This window comes from Archangium sp. Cb G35 (assembly GCF_001896145.1).
In the GTDB taxonomy this organism is placed as follows: Bacteria; Myxococcota; Myxococcia; order Myxococcales; family Myxococcaceae; genus Archangium; species Archangium violaceum.
Genome location: NZ_MPOI01000008.1, coordinates 367209 through 386177, shown reverse-complemented (window position 1 = coordinate 386177; position 18969 = coordinate 367209). Strand labels below are relative to the sequence as shown.

Genomic DNA, 18969 nt, shown 5'->3' with positions numbered 1-18969 from the left:
CCCGCTCAACCCTCGGTGCCTCGGTACCAGGCCACCAGCTTCGCGAGCCCCTCCTCCAGGGGCACCGAGGGACGGAAGCCCGTTTCGCGCTCCAGCGCCGTCACGTCCGCGCACGTCACCGGCATCTCGCCCGGCTGCGCGGGCCGCAGCTCCACCCAGGCCTTCGTCCCCAGCTTCTCCTCCAGCAGGTCCACGAAGCGCGCCATCGTCACCGGCGTGCCACTCCCCACGTTCAGCACCCGGTACGGCGGCGCACCCGTGGGCGGCTTGTCCAGCAGCCGCACCAGCGCCTCCACCACGTCGTCCACGTAGGTGAAGTCGCGCTGCATGTCGCCCCCGGCATGGAGCACGATGGAGCGGCCCTCCAGAATCGCCCGGAGGAACAGCATCGGCGCCATGTCCGGCCGGCCCCACGGGCCATACACGGTGAACAGCCGCAGCCCCGTCACCGGCAGCCCATACTGGTGGCTGTACACGTGCGCCATCAGCTCGTCCGCGCGCTTCGTCGCCGCGTACAGGCTCAGCGGGTGATCCGCCGGCGAATTCTCGGCGAAGGGCACCGGCGTGCCCGTCCCGTACACCGAGCTCGACGAGGCGAACACCAGGTGCTCCACCTTCGCCAGCCGGCATAGCTCCAACACCTGCAGGAAGCCCGTGACGTTCGTCTCCGCGTAGTCCGGCGCCTCCGAGGGCATCGCCCGCACACCCACCCTCGCCGCCAGGTGCACCACGCGCTCGGGCTTCGCCCCGTCGAAGAGCTCCCGGCACGCCTTCACGTCCCGGATGTCCATCCGGTGGAAACCGAAGTTCGGCGCCGCCTTCAGCCTGGAGAGCCGCGTCGCCTTCAAGGTCACGTCTCCCGACGTGTCCAGGTTGTCTACCCCAATGATCGTGTCCCCACGCGCGAGCAACCGCTCACACACGTGATACCCGATGAAGCCCGCTGCGCCCGTGACGAGCACCTTCATGACTCGACTCCCACTTCTCGATCCAGGACCTCGGAACTGCTCCGGGAAGACCCTCACCCGGACCCTCTCCCAGAGGGAGAGGGACATAGCACCGAGTCAGTCCTCGATCTGTGTTTCGAGAAATGGTTTCTGCCGGTCGCGCCAGACTCGGGAACTCGCGCCTTCCGAGACCATTCTCCCTACCGCCAAACCCGCCGCGCACGCGTGGTGCACGTTGTCGTGGACGAACAGTGCGCTCCGCCCCACCGGGTAGAGGCCTTCGACCCGACTCAATTCATTCAGCGCACGCTCGCGCGCCACCGCGAAGCCCTTGCGGTACAGGGGATAGGCCGCCGCCATGCGCCGCACCCGGGCTCCCAGCACCTCCACCCCGGCCAGCCCCGTCCGCTCCAACGCCGGGCGCACCCGCTCCGTGAGCTCCTCCGGCGAGGCCCGCCAGATGCCGTCTCCCACCGCGCACGGCAGATCGAAGCCCACCACCGTCCGGCCCGCGGGCCCCTCTCCGCCCAGGAAGTTCCTCGCCTCGAAGAGCCGGTTGGCCGGAAGCCGCTCGTCCGAGAAGTAGTGCACGTCCTGTGGCGTTCCACGGTGCGTCGCGAGCATCAGGTACAGCAACGTCAGGGCCCGGTAGTCCAGGCCCTCGGCCGCCTCCGGCCGCCCCGTCCACTCGCACAGCAGCGGCAGTGGCACCGTGGCCACCACCGACTCCGCCGGCAGCTCCCGCCCCTGTACCACCACCGCCCTCACCCGCCCGCGATCCAGCACCAGACCCTCGGCCGCCGCGCCACAGCGCACCTCGCCACCGGCCCGGCGGATGCCTTCCGCGAGGCCCTCGGCCAGCGCACCCACTCCGCCCTCCGGGTAGAAGTACCGCCGCCCCGCGGACGCGCCTCCACGCCCGAGCGCCGCGCGCACCACCGCCAGCGGGCCCCCCTTCTGCACCCGCGCCCGCCCGAGTGAGGCGTCCAGTTCCTCCGGCGCCAGGCCCCACACCTTCCTCGCCGCGGGCCCGTACAGCACCCGCGCCGCGTGCCGCCCCAGCCGCCTCGCCGCCTCCGCGCCGAAGTGGTTGCCCTCCGGCGGACGCAGCCGCGCCATCACCGCCGACAGCCCGTGCCTCGCCACCTCGGAGAGCCCCAGTCCTCGTGCGATGCCGAGCAGCGACAGTGGATATGGCAGCCGCCTCCCGCCCACGTGCACCATGCCGCTGCGCGCCCTCACGTGCAGCGCGCCGCCCAGGGCCTCCCGGTAGAGCGCCAGCACCTCGGGCCCGGCCGCCTGGTGCAGCCGGTGCGGGCCGTAGTCCACCTTGAAACCCGCGAAGTCGAACGAGCCCGACAGTCCGCCCACCTGCTCGGCCGCCTCGAGCACCACCACCCGCTTGCCGGCCCGGACGAGCGCATGCGCCGCGGCCAGTCCCGAGGGCCCCGCACCGATGACCACCATCGCGCTCACCCCGTGCCACCCACCGCCGGCAACTCCAGCGCCGCGAGTGTCCTCGGAGCCCGGCCCTCGCGCAGCCAGCCGATGCCTCGCGCCACCGTGCGCCCCATCAGCCACGTGTCCCGCACCGGCCGCCACTTCGAGCGTCCCACGCGCGCGTGGTAGTCGATGGGCAGGAAGACGATGGGGTCCCCCGCCGCCGCCAGCGCCAGTGTCAGCGTCGTGGTGAGCGAGAAGCGGTCCGGCAACACCGGCGCGAGCGACAGCAGATCCGCCGTGCGCAGCACCCGCAGGCCCGAGTTGAGATCCGGCGCCTCGAAGCCGCCCAGCCATCGCACCGCGCCCCGGAAGAGCGCCTTCACCGCCGAGCGCGCGAAGGGCTCGGAGGCGCCGAGCTTCGGCCGCGCGCCAATCGCCTGCCGCGCGCCCCCGCGCACCGCCGAGAGCAACCGGGGCAGCGCCGCTTCCGGGTACGTCCCGTCCGCGTCGATGAGCGCCAGCAGCGAGCCGTGTGCCTGGGCGGCTCCAGCCTTGATCGCCGCGCCGTAGCCCACTCCGTTCAACGTCAGCACCCGCGCTCCGGCCTCGCGCGCCACCGCGCCCGTGCCGTCCCGCGAGCCGTCGTCCACCACGAGGATCTCGTACGCCTCCCCCGCCAGCGCCGCGCCCACCCGCCGCACCACTCCGGCGATGGCGCCCACCTCGTCACGCGCGGGAATGACGACGGTGATCATTCCGCCGCCGCCTCCGGCGAGGCTGACACTGGCCGCCACATCTCCCACAGCGGCCACACCAGCATCGGCAACCACCCCACCGCCGCGCCCACCACCGACACCGGCATCAGCCAGCCCCACCGCGGCCCCACGAAGCGCACCAGCAGCGGCGCCAGCAGGTGCACGAACGTCGCCACCGAGGCCACCGCGATGACGCCCACCTTCAGCCGCACGGACAGCGCCGTCAGCATGAACAGGTGCCCGACGATCAGCAGAACCACCGGCACCGTGAACAGGTGGAAGTGGAACGTCTCCATCACCTGCCGCGCGGGCTTCTCCAGCCGCATGGGCGCGGCGGTCACCGTCTCCCCGGGCAGGTCCAGCGCCGGTCCATCCGGAGGCAGCTCCAACGCCGGGCCTCCCGCGGCTTCCGCTCCGGACGCGGGCGCGGCTTGCGCGGCACCACCCCGGTAGTACTCCGTGGCACCGAGCCCGGACAGGCCTCCGAACGAGTCCGCGTACAGCCACACCGAGGACACGAAGCCCAACACCAGGAACAGCAGGAATCCGGTGTAGAGGACGCGCGCCTCGAGCGACAGACGGGTGATGGGAAACGGCCGGGCGTATTGACGCACGAGAAGGCTACCCCTTGGGCGCACCCGGCGCGGGTTTGAGGATGAGCTCGTCCAGCAGCACGAGCGCGCGGCGCACGCCCAGGGCCATCGACCTCGACGAGATGGTCGCTCCCGTCACCACGTCGACGTCCACTCCCGCCCGCACGGCGTCCTTCACCGTCTTCCCCTGGAACTGGCGGCGGAAGCGCGCGTCGGTGATCTCCTGGCCATACGACTCCCGGTACACCATCACCTCGTGGCGCTCGACCACGCCCTCGGGCGACAGCTTCACCGCGAAGGTGATCTGCTCGTGCTGGCCCATCTCCTCGTCGATGATGGCGTAGCCGTCCACGTGCTCGCCCGTGGTGGCCACGAAGATGACGTACTCGGGCTTCGCCGGCTTGTAGCCGAGCCGCCCCTGCACCGCGGCCAGCTCGGCGGGTCCGAGCTTCACCTTGCGGTAGGTGACGCGCTGGCTCTTGGGGAAGAACTCCTTGAGCACCTGCGGCGTCGTGAAGAACGTCCCCGCCGCCCGCGCGGGGAGCGACGCTCCGAGCCCCAACCCCACCAGCAGCGCCAGCACGAAGTGCTTCACGGTCACTCCCCTTACCACGCTCATGGCAGCTCCCGGACCGCCTGGATGACGGCCTGCCTGACGTGCGAGCGCCAATCCGTCCGGGCACGATAGAGATTCTGCGACGTCGTGCTCCGGCGATCGTCGCTCGACAGCACCCGGCCATCCGGGCCCACCATCATGGCTTCCAGCTCGATCTCGGCCCGCCCGAGCGGCTGCACCGACGACAGATCCAACTGTGTCAGCACCAGCACCACCGCCGCCTCCGCACGGTACTGGCGCGCCAGGGCCGCGGCCTGCTCCACCGTGGGCGCAGCTCCCGCCGTCAGTTCCACGCCCAGCACCTCGTAGCCCCGGGTGCGCAGGGCCTCGGCGCCCTCGCGGGCCACCACGTCGCGTGGATTCTCCGAGCCGAACACGTCCGCCGTGAATCCTCGCGGCGCGGGTCTGGGCACCACCGACGCGCCCACCACCACCACCCGCGACACAGCTCCCTCCGGACGCACGGCCTTCCCGCCACAAGCGGCGGCGAGCAACACAACGGTGGTAAGCAACAAGGCGCGCATCGGATCTCCGGCTTTCAGAAGAGGTAGGCCACGCTGGCCAGGAACGTCCAATGGCCCTCGCTCCAGAAGTCATCCGACCACGCGTGGGGCTGCTCGCCATCGCCGCCGCTCTTCTCCCAGTAGTAGCTGGTCTTGAGCACGTAGGGCGGCAGCGGCCGGAAGTTCAGGCCGAGCGTCAGCCTCGCCACGTCTCCCGTGGTGATGAACTCCGTGTCGGTGTCCTTCTCCTCGTAGCGCAGCGAGGCCGTGAAGTGGCCCTCCTTCCACTCGTCCGGCAGCAGCCGGAAGAAGGGCTCGATGCGGAAGCGGTAGTTGGCCTGCCCGTAGAAGCCGAACATCCCCGTGGGCACCCGGTCGCGCGTGTTGGCATTCGAGTTGTTCGGGAAGCCCTGCACGTAACCGGGATCGATGAAGGCGCGCACCACCTCGCCCGTCAGGTCCAGCGCGCCGAGCCGCCAGAAGACATCGGCGTTGATCATGTTCACCCGGCGGCCCTCGACGTCATACGCGCCCGTGTAGCCGGACAGGCCCGCCTCCAGCCCCAGAAAGGGCGAGACGGACACGCGGCCGGTGATGGCCTTGTCGCTGTTGTTGTCCTCCAGGTGGCTGCCGCGCGCCGCCCGGAAGCCCTGGCCGTCGAGGATCTTCGCGTCCAGGCCGTTGACCGCGTACACCTCGTAGGACAGCCGCCAGTCCTCGCCCAGGTCGAAGCCTCCGAGGAAGCCCGCGCCGGACTCGAACCAGGTGGTGGGAACGATCGTCGTGTACGCGATGGGACGCTCGGGCAGTTCCTGCGCCGGCGCGTCGTGCCGCAGGTTGTACGCCCCCACCGGCACCAGGATGACGCCCGCCCGGAAGGTGGCCCAGTCCGTCAACATCAGGTCCACCACCGAGAACTCGAGCAGCACCTCGCCCGCTCCCAGGATGCCGTCGCGCTTGAGCGGACTGCCCGCGAACTCGAACTCGATCTCCGTCGCCGTGGAGACACGCTCGGAGATGTGGCTGTAGACGAAGAGCACGTACCGGTGCGCGCGGAACGTGGTCACGCCCTGCTGGGGCAGGATGAAGTCGTGCTCGGCGTAGCCACCCAGCGTCGTCCGGTCGAGGATCGCCGCCGCCCTCTGCGCCAGCGTGGTGGTGGGCTGGAGCCGCTCGGTGAAGGTGTCCTGCGCCGTCTGATCGGGTGTCTCTGCGCCGGGCGCCGGAGCCTTCGTGCCCGTCCCGGCCGGATCCTCCAGGCCCTCCAACTCCAGGCGGGGGCCCTCGTCCTGCTTCGGTTGCTCCTCGGCGGGAACACGGGGCGCGTCCTCCGCCGGCCGGGCGGGCGTGGAGCCCTCTTCTTGCGCGAGGCCCGTGAGGGGCGCGAACAGCAGGGACAACAGGAGCAGGTGATGGCGGCCTGGCACGGTGGCTCTCGAAGTCATACGCGTCACTCGCCCGTCTCGACGTCCACGCAGCGGCCACGCAGACACGTCTTGCCCGTGGCGCACTCGCTCTCCGGGACAGCACCCCCACAGCACACGCCCACGCATACGCAGCACGCGGTGCCCTCGGGAGCGGTGCCCGCCAGACACTCGGGTGTCGCCTGGCAGCCCGGCGGATCCACGCACACCACGGCCTTGGGCGCGTTCGACTCGCCCACGTACGTGACCGTGCCGTAATACGAGTCCACCACCTGACGGCCCGGACTCCCCATGTTGGTGTCGAAGTACTCGTAGACGCCCGGCCGGGGGAAGGCGTAGCGCCAGTAGGAGTACGTCTGCCCGGACTCGGTCATCACGTTGTAGGGGCGCACCAGGTTGGGGCTAAAGAGCGGCGCGGGCGACGACAGCGAGGTGATGTTGGTGGGCACTTCAGACTGGTAGTTGCGGAACTCGACGATCTGCTCCGGCAGCATGGACAACCCGCCCGTCCGGGTGAACGCCGCCGTGCTGCCCTCCGGCACGTCCACCGTGTACCGCGGCCCGATGCACGTGGGCGTGATGGTGCGGTAGCGGCCGTCGACGGTGCGGTTGAGGGATACGGTAATGCGGGGCGCGCCCTTCGCCGAGTCCTGGACGGGCTGGAAGTCCGTGGGCACGGGGCCCTTACACGCGGCGGCACAGAGCGCGAAGACGAGGAGGAGGCGGGCGCGCATCAAAGGACCTTCTCGGGGCGGGCCGGCGGCACGGGCCGGTAGTGGAAGAGAACGATGTCGTGGGCATGCGAGCGCACACGCCGGCCGCACGTAAAGCGCGACACGGGCTCCAGGTGGGGCGCGAGCGCCTCGGCCCCGGGAGCGGTGGAGGTGACGTAGACGTCCGCTCCGGCTGCGGCCACGCGCTCCACTTCGCGGCGCAGTTGCTCGCCCGTGGCGGGACGGCCGGCACGGAAGTGGGGCACGTAGTGCTCGAAGAGCCGCGCCTCCTCGCCGGTGAAGAGCAGCGTGCCGGACGGTGCCAGCGTGGAGGACACGTGCGCCACCAGGCGCACCGCGGGCGAGGGATCTCGGCCCTGCTCGAGCGCCACGGGCAGCATGACGGCCACGGTGCTCACGGCGAGGGCCCCGGCCACGGAGAGGGACACCCGGGAGGACCGGGCGCGAGCGAGCACCGCCACGCCCACCGCGGCCAGCAGCGCCAGCGCGAGCACCACGGGCAGGGCATGGCGCGCCTTGAGCAGGTTCTGCCCGAGGAACATCCACGCGGCATAGGGGCCACCGAGCGCCAGGGCCAGCAGGGCCACGCGACGCTCGGAGGCGGACAGCGACGCCCGGAGCGCCGCATGGGCGAGCGCCACCAGGGCTCCGGTCAGGCCGAACGCCAGGAGGAGCCGCGCGGCCAGCACGGCCACGGAGTCATCTCCCACGCCGGGCCAGGGAAGCCCGAGGCCCGCGGCCAGGATGTCGAAACCGAAGTGCTCCAGGCGCCAGCCGAGGTCCGGGCGCACGGCCACGGTACCGCCCCACTTGCCCGCATGGCCGAGCAGGAAGCCCGAGCAGATGCGCAGCAATTCCGCCGGCCCCGTGAGGACCACGAGGGGAACGAGCCACGCCCCCACGCCCATGCCGCTGCCCGCGAGCGCCGCCAGCCGCCGGCCGCGAGGCACCACCAGGGCGAGCCCGAGCAACGCCGGAAGGAACGAAGGCCGGGCCCCGAGCGCCACACCCGCCACCGCGCCCGCCAGCACCGCCGCCCGAGGCGAGGAGTCAGCCCCCCTCAGCGCCGCACAGGCGGCGAGCACCAGGAGCGCGAGGCCTGTCCCATCCGAGCCCGGAGTGGCGCCGAAGAGCACGGGCAGGGGCAACAGGGCCAGCAGTGCCGCGGCCACCAGCGCCCCGGTGGCTCCAAGGTACGGCCGCAGCACGAGGCCCAGCACGCCAATGGCCACCGCTCCAAGGACGATTCCGGGCAGGGCCAGCGCCAGCACCTCGGAGGCACCAGCCACCGAGGCCAGCCGAGCCAGGGCCACGTACACCGGGTAGCCCGGGAAGTGCGGAGCCTGCGCGGCGAGGTCGAAGCGGCTGAGGGAGCGCGCGAAGTTCACCGCATCCAGGTCCGGCAGCAGCCTGGGCAGTGCGAGCACGCGCGCGGCCACTCCGGCCCCCACCAGCAAGGCAAGGGCACCAGCGAAATCCCGAGAAGGCGCGGAGGGGTTGATTTTGAGATTCATTCTCAAAAACAGGGAATACATGGCCTACTACGCCCTCGGAGAGGAGGTCAAGTTGAGGGGAGCGGTGGCCTCTGCGGACCATCTCATGTGACAGAGGGAGGCCATGATGCTGAGTGCCCTGCTGGTGGTGGTCGTGGCCGCTGCACCCGCTCCGCGAGTCCGCACCGAGACACGTCCGATGATGGGGACGACGGTGACGGTGACACTGGTGGGAGGCACGCCAGAGAAGGCGCGCGAGGGGTTCGACGCGGCCTTCGGCGCCTTCGAGCGCGTCAACCAAGTGATGAACGAGTGGCGCTCGGACAGCGAACTGTCGGCGGTGAACCGCAAGGCGGGAGACGAGGAGTGGGTGACGGTACCCGAGGACCTGTGCGCGGCGCTGCGGCGCGCGGTGCAGGGGGCGGAGCAGACGGGAGGCCTGTTCGATCCGACGTGGGCGGCGCTGCGGGGGATGTGGAGATTCGGGACGGAGCTGACCCCTGCCCTGCCGGACGAGGCCGAGCTGAAGAAGCGGTGCGCGCTCATCTCGTACAGAGACCTGGAGTTCGCGCCAGCGGCGGACGGAGGGGCACCCGGGTGCGGAGTGCGGCTGAAGCGCGCGGGGATGCAGTTGGGGTTGGGAGGGTTGGCGAAGGGCTGGGGCGTGGACGAGGCGGTGAAGAAGCTACGGGGACAAGGCTTCAAGAACTTCTTCGTGCAGGCCGGGGGAGACTTCTACGCGGCGGGGAAGAAGGAGGGGCGTCCGTGGAAGGTGGGGATCCGGGATCCGCGCGGCGAGCCGGACAACGTCTTCGCGGTGCTCGAGGTCTCCGACGCGGCGTTCTCGACCAGTGGGGACTACGAGAACTTCTTCGTGCTGGAGGGCAAGCGCTACCACCACATCATCGATCCGCGGACGTGCTACCCGGCAACGGCCTCGCGCTCGGCGACGGTGCTCGCCCCGAGCGCGGTGGACGCGGAGGTGCTGACGAAGTCCGTGTTCATCCTCGGGGGCCAGGAGGGACTGGCACTCGCGGAGAAGCACGGCGCCTCCGCGGTGGTGGTGACGAAGGAGAATCAGGTACTGGTGTCATCTAGGCTGGAGAAGAAGCTGAAGCGGCTGAAGACCCCGAGCCCATGAAATCAAATGAGACGCAACAACCCTCAAGTCAGCACCCGCCGTGTGATATGGACAAGAACTAATGGGAATGCTCAATCGACTTGACCGCTTCCGCCGAGAAGACTTCCAGAATTTCTGTTCGGTTTTGCTTTCTTCCGAATTCCCCGGGTTCCAAGCAGCAGAGGGCACCGGGGGCGACTTCGGAAACGACGGCTTTATCCATTCCGGAGGCATTCTTTTCCAAGCATATGCTCCAGACAGACTCTCGTGGCCAAAGGTAGGGAAGAAAATATTCGATTCTCTTCTACTGGCCTACGGCTTGAGGCAGACGGACTTCCCAAATGCAAAGACGTTCATATTCCTTACCCCATTCGATATCCAACATGAGACTCACATCCTACTCCAACAGATCGCCACTGAGTTAGACTTTGTTGCAGAGTCATGGGGCGAAAAGAAACTCCTTGCCATCCTAGCGAAACACCCAGAAGTTCGTGCAGAATTTCCTGAACTACTAATTCCGGATCTGTCGGCCCAACTTCAGCAAATTGCGGCGCCGAATCGAAACAGAACGGCCGAAGTGGCGGAAGATATACACGCCGGCTTCGCCGAAATGGTGGAACAGGTTCGGCGGTGGCAACTCGCCCCTCCGGAGAAGTTCGGCGTCATCGACTTGCCAGATCCTCAAGCCACATGGACGAAATGGCGTGCTTTACACCACAAAGCAAAACTTCATCTTTCCACCGAGATAGACGTACTCATTGATGAACTCTACATGCAAATCTCACAAATGCGCGCATCGCACGCGAACTGGAAGATGTTTAGAGAAACTGGATCACCACAAACATACGCAGCGGAGATCAAGGAGTCATTCAAAGATGCGCGACACACTCACCCCGCACTATTCATGGAAGCATGGCGCAAGCTTGAATCCGCCTTGAAAAACGTGATTGCTCCGAACATCAGCACCATCAAAAAACCAAAGCAATAAACCACAAAACGCCACCCACTGTGTGTGCTTTTCTTTACCGCTGCTGGGGCGCAGAGAGCAGATTCTGCCTGAGTCCCCAGAAAAGGCTCGTTCTCAAAAGTAGAGAGGGCATACACAGGGCAAATCAAAGAGGCCCTGGAGATAGAAGCGGCCGTCCTTCGCGTCTCGGAATACCCATGCCGGGCCCAGTTCCTCGAAGTGTACCCGGTAGTAATGAGTCGAGGCTGTACAGCCTCGCGTCCCTACCAGTCCCCGCTCAACCGCTCCGGGCCCACCAGCTCCATCATCCAGCGTCTCCGCCCTCCCAGCCTTGCCGCCAGCAACTCCCCCGAGGATGTCATCTCCACGTCGATCGTGGCCGGCGTCCCAGCATCCGCGAAGGTCGATCCCGCCTCAGCACCAAGCACCGGCCGCTGCCTCTACTGGCTACAGCAGTTCGTCCTCCAGCCCGAGCCTCATAGGCGGCGGCCGGAAGGTCTTGGCCTCAGACGCGACCTCGGGCCGGGGCATGCCCTCCAGCGCCGCCATGAAGATCGAGTCCTCACCCAACGCCGTCGCCAGCCAACCGCATGGTATGCTCACGCGGATGGCCATGCCGGTCACAACCTGAAAGGCGGTACGAAAAATGATGCCGCGTTATCTCGCGATGCTACTCGCCGCAGGGAGCATCCTGGGGTGTGCTACTGGCGGACAGCCAAAATTCTGGCGCGACCCGGATGGCAACATCACCGTAGTGGGCCCCATGCTCGGCCCCGCCGACAATCTGGAGACGCTCGCTCCGCAGCTTTGTGAAAACGTCCGAAACATGCCCGGTGCCCAAGCCGGGCATCAACGCGGTGGACAGGAGTATTGTGGAGCCATCTACCAGCGTCCTGGAGATACAAGATTTTTTGCAAGCTATCCCTCCTCGCTCGGCCCGCCCCTTGAACTACCGGGCGGGCGAAAAGCCTGCTTTGTCCCAAACAAAGTCAGTGATTCCGAAGTACCGGGAGGACAAATCTACGCTGACTACCATCGCCACCCATCGGCCTCGCGGTTCTCCCCTGAAGATCTACAAGCGCATCGTCAACGCTTCTATTTCCGGGTGATGTTCAACCGCATCTGCGAGGTCTATCTGTATGACTTTCAAGATCGTACGGTCTTCCAACTTCAAGACGGAAAATTCGCTCCCATCAAACAGGTGACGGACGACATCCGCGGCCAATAAAAACCCATGCCATACACGTTAAAACGACCTGGCATCTCAAATATGCCGCACAAGCACCCCGCAGGAGGATGGATGAAACGAATCAGCCTGGGAATCCTGATGATTGTTCTTCCCGGGTGCATTCACATCCACCGGAAGGCATCTGTTGCGCCTCCCGAGGTAGCTGAGCACATCCAATTTCCGGAATGGGACAAAGACGCGGCCACAGTAACCGGGCCACAGCTCAAAGCACTCCAGATTGCGATGGATGACTTCCGACCAGCAGGATGGGGGCCCTCCAAGAACAAGGACGCGCTGGTGCACTGCTTGCAGCAGATCGAGAACTACGACGCATGGGTCAAGCGCGGCGACCAGGTAACGTTCATTCACTTCACGCCCAAAGAAGATGAACGCTGCGGTCTTGCTCCAAGCCTTGTCGATGCCGGAGCAAGCTATGCCGTCAGTGATGAGGGAATCATTCTCAAGCGAGAATAGGCGATCAGCTCCATCGACGATTTGGATGAAGTCATAGACCCTCACCCCAGCCCTCTCCCAGAGGGAGAGGGGGCATACACAGGGTCAATCGAATAGGCCCTGGAGGTAGAAACGGCCGTCCCTTGCGTCCCGGAACACCCACGCAGGGCCCAGTCCCTCGAAGTGCACACGGTAGTAGTCGCGGCTGTACGGCCTCGCGTCCCACCAGTCCCCGCTCAGCCGCTCTGGGCCCACCAGCGCCATCACCCGGCGCCTCCGCCCTCCGAGTCTCGCCGCCAGCAGTTCTCCTGAGGCCGTCATCTCCACGTCGATCGTGGCCGGCGTCCCCAGCATCCGAGAGGGCCGCTCCCGCATCACCTCGGGCACCGGCTCCGCCGCCTCCACGGACTGGAGCAGCTCGCCTTCCAGTCCGCGCCTCATGGGCGGTGGCCGGAAGGTCTTGGTCTCATACGCGTCCTCGGGCCGGTGCGTGTCCTCCAGCGCCGCCATGAAGAGCGCGTCCTCTCCCAGCGCCGTCGCCAGCCTCGAGAGCACCACCTCCAGTGCCGCGTCTCCCTCGGGGGCGTCTCCCAGCGCCAGTTGCTGGCCCCGGTCCTCGCAGTCCTCCTCCACCCGGAGGATCAGCCCCGCCACCGGTCCATCGAGCCGCACGTCCGACAGCCGGTGCCGCGTCAGCTCCAGCAGCATCTTCGCCTGCGCCGTAGGCCTCGCCAGCGTCAGCGGCACCACCGCCTGTCCCGATGGGTCCAGCTTCAACGTCAGGTTCATCCGCACCGCCGCGCGCTTCCGGCCTCCCAGCCGTCCGCACAGCCGGTCCAGCACCGTCTTCAGCGCGAACTGCAGCGGCTCCAGCGACTCGGCCGGCCATTCCAGCGTCAGCCGCTCCTCCAGCACCTCCTCCAGCACCTCCGCGATGAACGGGGTCTCATCCCCACCCCGGCAGCGCGCGTGCGCCCTCATCCCCGCCGCGCCGCCTCGCGCCGTCACCGCCCCCACCGGCAGCCCCGCTACCTCGCCCAGTGTCGTCAGCCCGAGCGCCGCGAATGCCGTCTGCTCCGGTCCCTCCAGCGCACTCAGCGGCAATGGCGCCAGCGCCTGAGCGCTCTCTCCTTCCGGCACCACGCTCATCCGCGGCGCCCCATGCCTCGCCAGCGCCCTCGCCGTGAACTTCTCCGAGGCCACCACCACCCTCCCTCTCCACCCCAGCTCCGAGCACTGCGCCAGCACCTTCGCGCACAGCCCCTCCTCCCCCTTCGCCAAGTGCGCCGCGCTCGCGTCGAACCACAGCCCGTCCGGCTCCGACAGCTGGAAGCCCGGCGCCAGCCCCATCAGCATCTCGCCAATGCCCACCAGCGCCCGCCTCTCCTCCTCCGGCCGGTATGGGAAATGTCTCAGCGCCGGCTCCAGCGCCGTCGCCGCCGTCACCGTCATCCCCTGCTTCACGCCCGCCTTCAGCGCACTCGTGGACGCGCACGCCACCCGCTGCTGGCCTCGTACCTCCTCCACCAGCACGAACGGCTTGCCCGCCAGCTCCGGCAGCTCGATGACCTTGCGCTGCACCGGGAAGCGCGAAAAGTGCAGATACCCCAGCCGCATCTCCGTTCCCCTCCCCTCGACTCAGTGCAGCGCCGAGCCCGCGTCCAGGCTCGCGCGCAACGACGGCATCGGCGCGTCACGGCCCGGGCGCTGCCACAGGATTCCCCGGTGTCCCTCGGACGGGGGCCGCTCCCTCGGGAGCTCCGGCACCGTCACGTCCTCCGCTGGCGGCAGCTCCGCACCCCATGGGGTCTCGCCGCCCTCCAGCTCTGGATAGAGCGCCTTCCACGGCACCAGCGTCCGAGCCCCGATTCCGCCCTGCCGGCTTCGCACCACCTCCACCGACAGGCCCTCATCGTCCCGCGCCTCCGTGCGCAGCCTCATCATCCCGTCCCCAGGGGCCTCCGGCGCCGTCAGCAGCAGCAGCAGGCTCCCTCCCCGCACCGCCGCGTCCATCAGCCGCTTGCCCTCCGCCGGGGACAGGCGCACTCCGCTCGCGCCCTTCGGGCCTCGCGTCAGATCCAGCACCACGCACGCGAACGCCCCACTCCGCACCAGCTGCACCGCGGACCACGCCAGCTGCTCCGCCGTCTTTGGCCTCACGATCAGCAGCCGGGCAGGGTCCACCCCCGCCGCCATCGCCGCCGGCGGGTAGAGCTCTCCAGGTCCATCCACGTACGCGCACAGCCGCCCTTCCCGGTGCGCCGACGCCATCGCCCTCAACGCCAGGCTCGTCCTCCCCGACGCCGCCTCCCCCCACAGCTCCACCACCTGACCCAACGGCAGCCCTCCCCCCGGCAGCAACTCGTCGAAGGCCTCCACCCCCGTCCTCAGCGCCGCCAGGTACTTCCTCGGCGCCGCTTGCAATCGGCGGATCTGCTCCTTCAGCGCCTCCACCGTCACCGACACCTTCTCGGCCGTCGCACTCATCACGTCCCCCGTCCCACACTGGACCTGAAAACGGGTTCAGTATGACGAGCGGGCTGACATGCGCCAGGAAATGTCGCCTGGTGATCAGCTGGGCGTGTTGTTTTTCATGGTTCTCGGGGTGGGTGCGCAGGGGTGGAGATAGACCCTCACCCCGGCCCTCTCCCAGAGGGAGAGGGGGTTTACACGGGCTCAACCCAGGGGCCGGGCACCCTCACCCCGTCCCTCTCCCGGGGGGAGAGGGGAGTGAGCTTAGTTGGCGCAGAGTAGTTTCACTTCCAACTTCTGATCCGTCGGCTGCCGCGGACACGAGGACTGGAAGTACAGCCTCGCCGCCCTCCCCTCCGCCGATGGCTCGTACGTCAGGTCTCCCCCCGCCACGCTGCACGTCTGCACCGTGCCGTCCTCCCTCGTCACCCTCACCTGCGCCAACCTCGCGTCCGGCAGGTTCACCACCTCGATGCTCTGCGATGTCCTCGCCAACGTCGCGATCGACACCAGCGTCTCCCGGAAGCTCGGCCGGCAGATGGAGTCCAGGTTCTTCAGCCCTGTATCGAACTGTGACGCCATCTCCTTCTGCCGGAATCCCGGCCCATACGACGTCGGGCAGTCCACGTTGCGCACGAACGTCCCCTGCGGCGTCCGATCCAGCACCGTCCCCACCTCCTTGTCCGTCAGCCCCACCGGGCCAATCGTCGCCCACAGCACCTCGCGCGCCGACCCCCTCCCGTCGTCCAGGTTCCGGAAGATCCGCACGTACTCGCGCACCGGCGTCAGCCGATCCGACTGCTCACTGCACAGGTCCTGGCTGGTGTCCTCCGTCAGGAGCACCGGCGGCGGCCGCTCCGTCGAGCTGCAGTCCTCCTCGTCCGACACCACCACCACCAACAGCCGCGCCCCCTCCCGCAGGAAGCCTCCGTTGCCTCCCTCCCCCACCGGCGTCGTCGACAGGGGCGGCGTCACCGCCAGCCGCGCCGCCTCGAAGGGCGTCTCCTGCCCGCTTCCACTCGTCCCCACCTTCACCAGGCGGCGGAACTTCGCCAGGAGGTCCGGATCGCTCTCGTCCAGGTAGCGTTCGGCCGTGGGCCGCTCCCGCTCGTCGGGCACCGGCCTCAGCCTCCCCGCCTGATCGGGAAAATCCGTCAACTGCTCGCGGTTATCATAGAACGCGCGCAGGTAGACCGACGTCGTGATGACGCCCACGCGGAAGTCCTGCTCCACGCCGCTTCCCCGCTGGAGCTCCTCCAGGAACGCGGGCAGCTCGGAGGCAATGGCCGCCTGCTCCTCGGCCATCGAACCCGAGTTGTCGATGACGAAGAGCAGATCCGTCTTCTGGGCCGAGATCAGCGGGGCGTCCGCCTGACACCGGCCCGGCAACGTGGAGCCGGGCTCCTCCACCGGCGATGTACACGCCACGCCCCACAGGGCGGTGGCCAACAGCGCGCTCGTACGGATGGACTGCATCATGGGGGGGTCTCCTGGGAACGTGGCCGGATGTAGCGCGCACCGGCCCACGGACAAAGGGGGGGCCACCGAACATGCCCCACATCCGGGGGGATGTGCGAGCAACCGTCCGGGATCCGACGACCTTCACGAAAAACGCAGGCCGCGTTTGCCATGTGCGTTTTGGTTGCTACGTTGAGTCAACTCTCACAGAAGATCGACAACTAAGTTGTTTGACCGGCTCGGAAGCTGTCCGGCCGGGCTGGAAACCGAGGCATCGACTACATGTCCGACGACAAGAAGAAGGGTTCCGGCGCTGCGGCCATGCCGGCCGCGATGGCGCCTCCGGGGATGATCAACAAGGAGGACATTCCACAGGTCCTGCCGATCCTCCCCCTGCGTAATTCAGTGTTCTTTCCGGGCGGCGTGCTTCCGCTCGCGGTGGGGCGGCAGAAGACGATCGCCCTCATCAAGGACGCGGTGCGTGACGACCAGGTGATCGGCGTCGTGACCCAGCGCCGCGCCGAAGAGGAGGACCCGGGTGCGTCCGACCTCTACACCATGGGCACCGTGGCCCGCATCGTGAAGCTGCTCAAGATGGGCGAGGACAACTACTCGCTCGTCGTCCAGGGTCTGGCGCGCTTCCGCGTCATGGACCTGGTCCAGGAGGCCCCCTACCTCAAGGCCCGCGTAGAGGCCGTGGAGGACCGGACGTCGGCGGAGAACGTCGAGGTCGAGGCCCTGGGCATCAACCTCAAGAAGCTGGCGCGCGAGGTCATCGAGCTGATGCCCGAGCTGCCCGCCGCGGCCACCGAGCTGGTCGAGTCCATCACCCACCCCGGCCACCTCGCGGACCTCATCGCCGCCAACGTGGACGTGCCCATCGAGGAGAAGCAGGCCGTCCTCGAGACCGTGGACCTCAAGGCGCGGATGAAGCTCGTGCTCGAGCTGCTCAACCGCAAGCGCGAGATCCTCAAGCTCTCCAACAAGATCGACTCCGCCGTGAAGGGCGAGATGTCGAAGACCCAGCGCGAGTACTACCTGCGCCAGCAGCTCAAGGCGATCAAGGAAGAGCTCGGCGAAATGGGCGAGGAGGAGGAGGAGCTCGACGAGCTGCAGGAGCGCCTGAAGAAGGCCGGCCTGCCGCCCGAGGTGGAGAAGGTGGCCAACAAGGAGCTCAACCGCCTGAAGACGATTCCGGCGGCCTCCAGCGAGTACACCGTCGCGCGCACCTACCTGGATTGGATCGCCGACCTGCCCTGGGCCAAGCTCAGCGAGGACAACCTCGACATCGAGAACGCCCGGCAGACGCTGGACAAGGACCACTACGGCATCAAGAAGGTGAAGAAGCGCATCCTGGAGTACCTGGCGGTGCGCAAGCTCAAGAACGACATGCGTGGGCCCATCCTCTGCCTGGTGGGGCCGCCGGGTGTCGGTAAGACGTCGCTGGGTCAGAGCATCGCCAAGGCGGTGGGCCGCAAGTTCGTGCGCCTGTCGCTCGGCGGCGTGCGTGACGAGGCGGAGATCCGTGGCCACCGGCGTACCTACGTCGGCGCGCTGCCGGGCCGGTTCATCCAGAGCATGAAGAAGGCCGGGACCAAGAACCCGGTGATGATGCTCGATGAGATCGACAAGCTCGGCGCGGACTTCCGCGGCGACCCGAGCGCGGCCCTCCTCGAGGTGCTGGATCCGGAGCAGAACAACACGTTCAGCGACCACTACCTGGACGTGGCGTTCGATCTGTCCAAGGTGCTCTTCATCGCCACGGCGAACCAGCTGGATCCGATCCCTGGCCCGCTCCGTGACCGCATGGAGATCATCGAGCTGTCCGGCTACACCTTCGAGGAGAAGCAGAGCATCGCCCGCATCCACCTGGTGCCCAAGCAGCTCAAGGAGCACGGGCTCAATGCGGACCACATCACCATCACCGATGAGGCCCTGCTCACGCTGACCACCGCGTACACGCGCGAGGCCGGTGTGCGTAACCTCGAGCGGCGCATCGCGGACATCTGCCGCGCCGTGGCGGTGGAGGTGGCCGGCGGGAAGACCGACAAGCAGAACATCGATGGCAACCGGGTGAAGGAGATCCTGGGGCCCGAGATGTTCTACTCCGAGGTCGCCGAGCGCACCGAGGTGCCGGGCGTGTCCACGGGTCTGGCCTGGACGGCGGCCGGTGGAGACCTGCTCTTCATCGAGGCGACCAAGATGGCGGGCAAGGGCGGCATGACGCTCACCGGCCAGCTGGGCGACGTGATGAAGGAGAGCGCCACGGCCGCGCTGAGCTACCTGCGCAGCAAGGCGGAGGTGCTGGGCATCAGCCCGAACTTCCTCGAGAAGACGGACCTGCACCTGCACTTCCCCGCGGGCTCCATCCCCAAGGATGGTCCCTCGGCCGGCGTGACGATCCTCACCGCGCTCACCAGCCTCCTCACGGGCATCCGGGTGCGTGGCGACACGGCGATGACGGGCGAGGCCACGCTGCGTGGCCTGGTGCTGCCGGTGGGCGGCATCAAGGAGAAGGTGCTCGCGGCCCACCGCGCCGGCATCAAGCGCGTCATCCTCCCGGAGCGCTGCCGCAAGGACCTGCAGGACGTGCCGGAGCAGGCGAAGAACGACATCGAGTTCATCTTCGCCACCCGCATGGACGAGGTCCTCGAGGCCGCGCTGGAGACCTCCCCTTTCAAGCCGGGGGTCACCGAGGGTGAGAAGTCGGTGCCCCCCCAGGCGGAGCCGGCTCCCGAGGTCCGCGCGTAACGCGGCCCTGAG

19 protein-coding genes are annotated in these 18969 nt (G+C 68.0%); 5 read left to right on the top strand and 14 right to left on the bottom strand.

The genetic code is table 11. The features are described 5' to 3' along the window. Window positions 1-5 precede the first annotated feature (5 nt). From BO221_RS25605 to BO221_RS25565, 9 genes are all read right to left on the bottom strand, one after another. Complete coding sequence (locus tag BO221_RS25605; RefSeq protein ID WP_073563111.1) at window positions 6-968, bottom strand: NAD-dependent epimerase/dehydratase family protein; 963 nt, start codon at window positions 966-968, stop codon at window positions 6-8. Window positions 969-1064: 96 nt separating this feature from the next. Then, window positions 1065-2414: an NAD(P)/FAD-dependent oxidoreductase gene (locus BO221_RS25600; protein WP_073563110.1), complete on the bottom strand. Its 1350-nt coding sequence runs from the start codon at window positions 2412-2414 to the stop codon at window positions 1065-1067. A gap of 5 nt (window positions 2415-2419) precedes the next feature. Further along, entirely contained in the window at window positions 2420-3145 is a 726-nt protein-coding gene (locus tag BO221_RS25595) for a glycosyltransferase family 2 protein (protein WP_073563109.1), read from the bottom strand. Beyond that, window positions 3142-3759 carry a hypothetical protein gene (locus BO221_RS25590; protein ID WP_073563108.1) on the bottom strand — a complete coding sequence of 206 codons (618 nt, stop codon included), beginning with the start codon at window positions 3757-3759 and terminating at the stop codon, window positions 3142-3144. The genes BO221_RS25595 and BO221_RS25590 overlap by 4 nt, the downstream gene beginning before the upstream one ends. Before the next feature lie 7 nt (window positions 3760-3766). Then, window positions 3767-4357 (bottom strand): FMN-binding protein, encoded by a 591-nt coding sequence (locus tag BO221_RS25585; RefSeq protein ID WP_073563107.1) that lies wholly within the window; start codon window positions 4355-4357, stop codon window positions 3767-3769. Further along, window positions 4354-4878: a hypothetical protein gene (locus BO221_RS25580; protein ID WP_073563106.1), complete on the bottom strand. Its 525-nt coding sequence runs from the start codon at window positions 4876-4878 to the stop codon at window positions 4354-4356. The genes BO221_RS25585 and BO221_RS25580 overlap by 4 nt, the downstream gene beginning before the upstream one ends. Window positions 4879-4892: 14 nt before the next feature. Continuing rightward, the gene (locus BO221_RS25575) at window positions 4893-6302 is read right to left on the bottom strand and encodes a hypothetical protein (protein WP_143195671.1); all 1410 of its coding nucleotides are present in this window, start codon (window positions 6300-6302) and stop codon (window positions 4893-4895) included. A gap of 5 nt (window positions 6303-6307) precedes the next feature. Continuing rightward, window positions 6308-7015 carry a hypothetical protein gene (locus tag BO221_RS53995; RefSeq protein ID WP_073563104.1) on the bottom strand — a complete coding sequence of 236 codons (708 nt, stop codon included), beginning with the start codon at window positions 7013-7015 and terminating at the stop codon, window positions 6308-6310. Continuing rightward, window positions 7015-8529 (bottom strand): glycosyltransferase family 39 protein, encoded by a 1515-nt coding sequence (locus BO221_RS25565; RefSeq protein ID WP_158079909.1) that lies wholly within the window; start codon window positions 8527-8529, stop codon window positions 7015-7017. The genes BO221_RS53995 and BO221_RS25565 overlap by 1 nt, the downstream gene beginning before the upstream one ends. A gap of 103 nt (window positions 8530-8632) precedes the next feature. On the opposite strand from BO221_RS25565, the gene BO221_RS25560 reads away from it, so the two are divergent. Together BO221_RS25560 and BO221_RS53990 are read left to right on the top strand one after the other, a co-directional pair. Next, entirely contained in the window at window positions 8633-9649 is a 1017-nt protein-coding gene (locus BO221_RS25560) for an FAD:protein FMN transferase (protein ID WP_143195670.1), read from the top strand. Window positions 9650-9716: 67 nt separating this feature from the next. After that, window positions 9717-10616, top strand: coding sequence for a hypothetical protein (locus BO221_RS53990; protein WP_143195669.1), 900 nt, complete (start codon window positions 9717-9719; stop codon window positions 10614-10616). Window positions 10617-10858: 242 nt separating this feature from the next. On the opposite strand, the gene BO221_RS54970 is transcribed toward BO221_RS53990, so the two are convergent. Both BO221_RS54970 and BO221_RS54965 read right to left on the bottom strand, forming a co-directional pair. Continuing rightward, the gene (locus BO221_RS54970) at window positions 10859-11023 is read right to left on the bottom strand and encodes a hypothetical protein (protein ID WP_158079908.1); all 165 of its coding nucleotides are present in this window, start codon (window positions 11021-11023) and stop codon (window positions 10859-10861) included. Between the two features lie 19 nt (window positions 11024-11042). After that, window positions 11043-11210 carry a hypothetical protein gene (locus tag BO221_RS54965; protein WP_158079907.1) on the bottom strand — a complete coding sequence of 56 codons (168 nt, stop codon included), beginning with the start codon at window positions 11208-11210 and terminating at the stop codon, window positions 11043-11045. A 31-nt stretch (window positions 11211-11241) separates the two neighbouring features. On the opposite strand from BO221_RS54965, the gene BO221_RS25555 reads away from it, so the two are divergent. After that, entirely contained in the window at window positions 11242-11823 is a 582-nt protein-coding gene (locus BO221_RS25555) for a hypothetical protein (RefSeq protein WP_073563101.1), read from the top strand. A gap of 72 nt (window positions 11824-11895) precedes the next feature. Further along, on the top strand, window positions 11896-12297 hold the full coding sequence (locus tag BO221_RS25550) for a hypothetical protein (RefSeq protein ID WP_073563100.1): 402 nt from the start codon (window positions 11896-11898) through the stop codon (window positions 12295-12297). Window positions 12298-12381: 84 nt separating this feature from the next. Here BO221_RS25550 and BO221_RS25545 read toward each other — a convergent pair whose 3' ends face one another. The 3 genes from BO221_RS25545 to BO221_RS25535 form a co-directional block, all read right to left on the bottom strand. Further along, window positions 12382-13893 carry a DNA polymerase Y family protein gene (locus tag BO221_RS25545; RefSeq protein WP_073563099.1) on the bottom strand — a complete coding sequence of 504 codons (1512 nt, stop codon included), beginning with the start codon at window positions 13891-13893 and terminating at the stop codon, window positions 12382-12384. Between the two features lie 21 nt (window positions 13894-13914). Further along, on the bottom strand, window positions 13915-14763 hold the full coding sequence (locus BO221_RS25540) for an ImuA family protein (protein WP_073563098.1): 849 nt from the start codon (window positions 14761-14763) through the stop codon (window positions 13915-13917). Between the two features lie 249 nt (window positions 14764-15012). Continuing rightward, window positions 15013-16227: a vWA domain-containing protein gene (locus BO221_RS25535; RefSeq protein ID WP_073563097.1), complete on the bottom strand. Its 1215-nt coding sequence runs from the start codon at window positions 16225-16227 to the stop codon at window positions 15013-15015. 261 nt (window positions 16228-16488) lie between these two features. On the opposite strand from BO221_RS25535, the gene lon reads away from it, so the two are divergent. Beyond that, entirely contained in the window at window positions 16489-18957 is a 2469-nt protein-coding gene (lon, locus tag BO221_RS25530; RefSeq protein ID WP_073563096.1) for an endopeptidase La, read from the top strand. The last annotated feature ends 12 nt before the right edge of the window (window positions 18958-18969 follow it).

Excerpts from the sequence above, each read along its gene's own strand:
- BO221_RS25605 (WP_073563111.1), bottom strand. The coding sequence starts at position 968 with ATGAAGGTGCTCGTCACGGGCGCAGCGGGCTTCATCGGGTATCACGTG.
- BO221_RS25600 (WP_073563110.1), bottom strand. The coding sequence starts at position 2,414 with ATGGTGGTCATCGGTGCGGGGCCCTCGGGACTGGCCGCGGCGCATGCG.
- BO221_RS25595 (WP_073563109.1), bottom strand. The coding sequence starts at position 3,145 with ATGATCACCGTCGTCATTCCCGCGCGTGACGAGGTGGGCGCCATCGCC.
- BO221_RS25585 (WP_073563107.1), bottom strand. The coding sequence starts at position 4,357 with ATGAGCGTGGTAAGGGGAGTGACCGTGAAGCACTTCGTGCTGGCGCTG.
- BO221_RS25580 (WP_073563106.1), bottom strand. The coding sequence starts at position 4,878 with ATGCGCGCCTTGTTGCTTACCACCGTTGTGTTGCTCGCCGCCGCTTGT.
- BO221_RS25575 (WP_143195671.1), bottom strand. The coding sequence starts at position 6,302 with ATGACTTCGAGAGCCACCGTGCCAGGCCGCCATCACCTGCTCCTGTTG.
- BO221_RS53995 (WP_073563104.1), bottom strand. The coding sequence starts at position 7,015 with ATGCGCGCCCGCCTCCTCCTCGTCTTCGCGCTCTGTGCCGCCGCGTGT.
- BO221_RS25565 (WP_158079909.1), bottom strand. The coding sequence starts at position 8,529 with ATGAATCTCAAAATCAACCCCTCCGCGCCTTCTCGGGATTTCGCTGGT.
- BO221_RS25560 (WP_143195670.1), top strand. The coding sequence starts at position 8,633 with ATGATGCTGAGTGCCCTGCTGGTGGTGGTCGTGGCCGCTGCACCCGCT.
- BO221_RS53990 (WP_143195669.1), top strand. The coding sequence starts at position 9,717 with ATGCTCAATCGACTTGACCGCTTCCGCCGAGAAGACTTCCAGAATTTC.
- BO221_RS54965 (WP_158079907.1), bottom strand. The coding sequence starts at position 11,210 with ATGGCCATCCGCGTGAGCATACCATGCGGTTGGCTGGCGACGGCGTTG.
- BO221_RS25555 (WP_073563101.1), top strand. The coding sequence starts at position 11,242 with ATGATGCCGCGTTATCTCGCGATGCTACTCGCCGCAGGGAGCATCCTG.
- BO221_RS25550 (WP_073563100.1), top strand. The coding sequence starts at position 11,896 with ATGAAACGAATCAGCCTGGGAATCCTGATGATTGTTCTTCCCGGGTGC.
- BO221_RS25545 (WP_073563099.1), bottom strand. The coding sequence starts at position 13,893 with ATGCGGCTGGGGTATCTGCACTTTTCGCGCTTCCCGGTGCAGCGCAAG.
- BO221_RS25540 (WP_073563098.1), bottom strand. The coding sequence starts at position 14,763 with ATGAGTGCGACGGCCGAGAAGGTGTCGGTGACGGTGGAGGCGCTGAAG.
- BO221_RS25535 (WP_073563097.1), bottom strand. The coding sequence starts at position 16,227 with ATGATGCAGTCCATCCGTACGAGCGCGCTGTTGGCCACCGCCCTGTGG.
- lon (WP_073563096.1), top strand. The coding sequence starts at position 16,489 with ATGTCCGACGACAAGAAGAAGGGTTCCGGCGCTGCGGCCATGCCGGCC.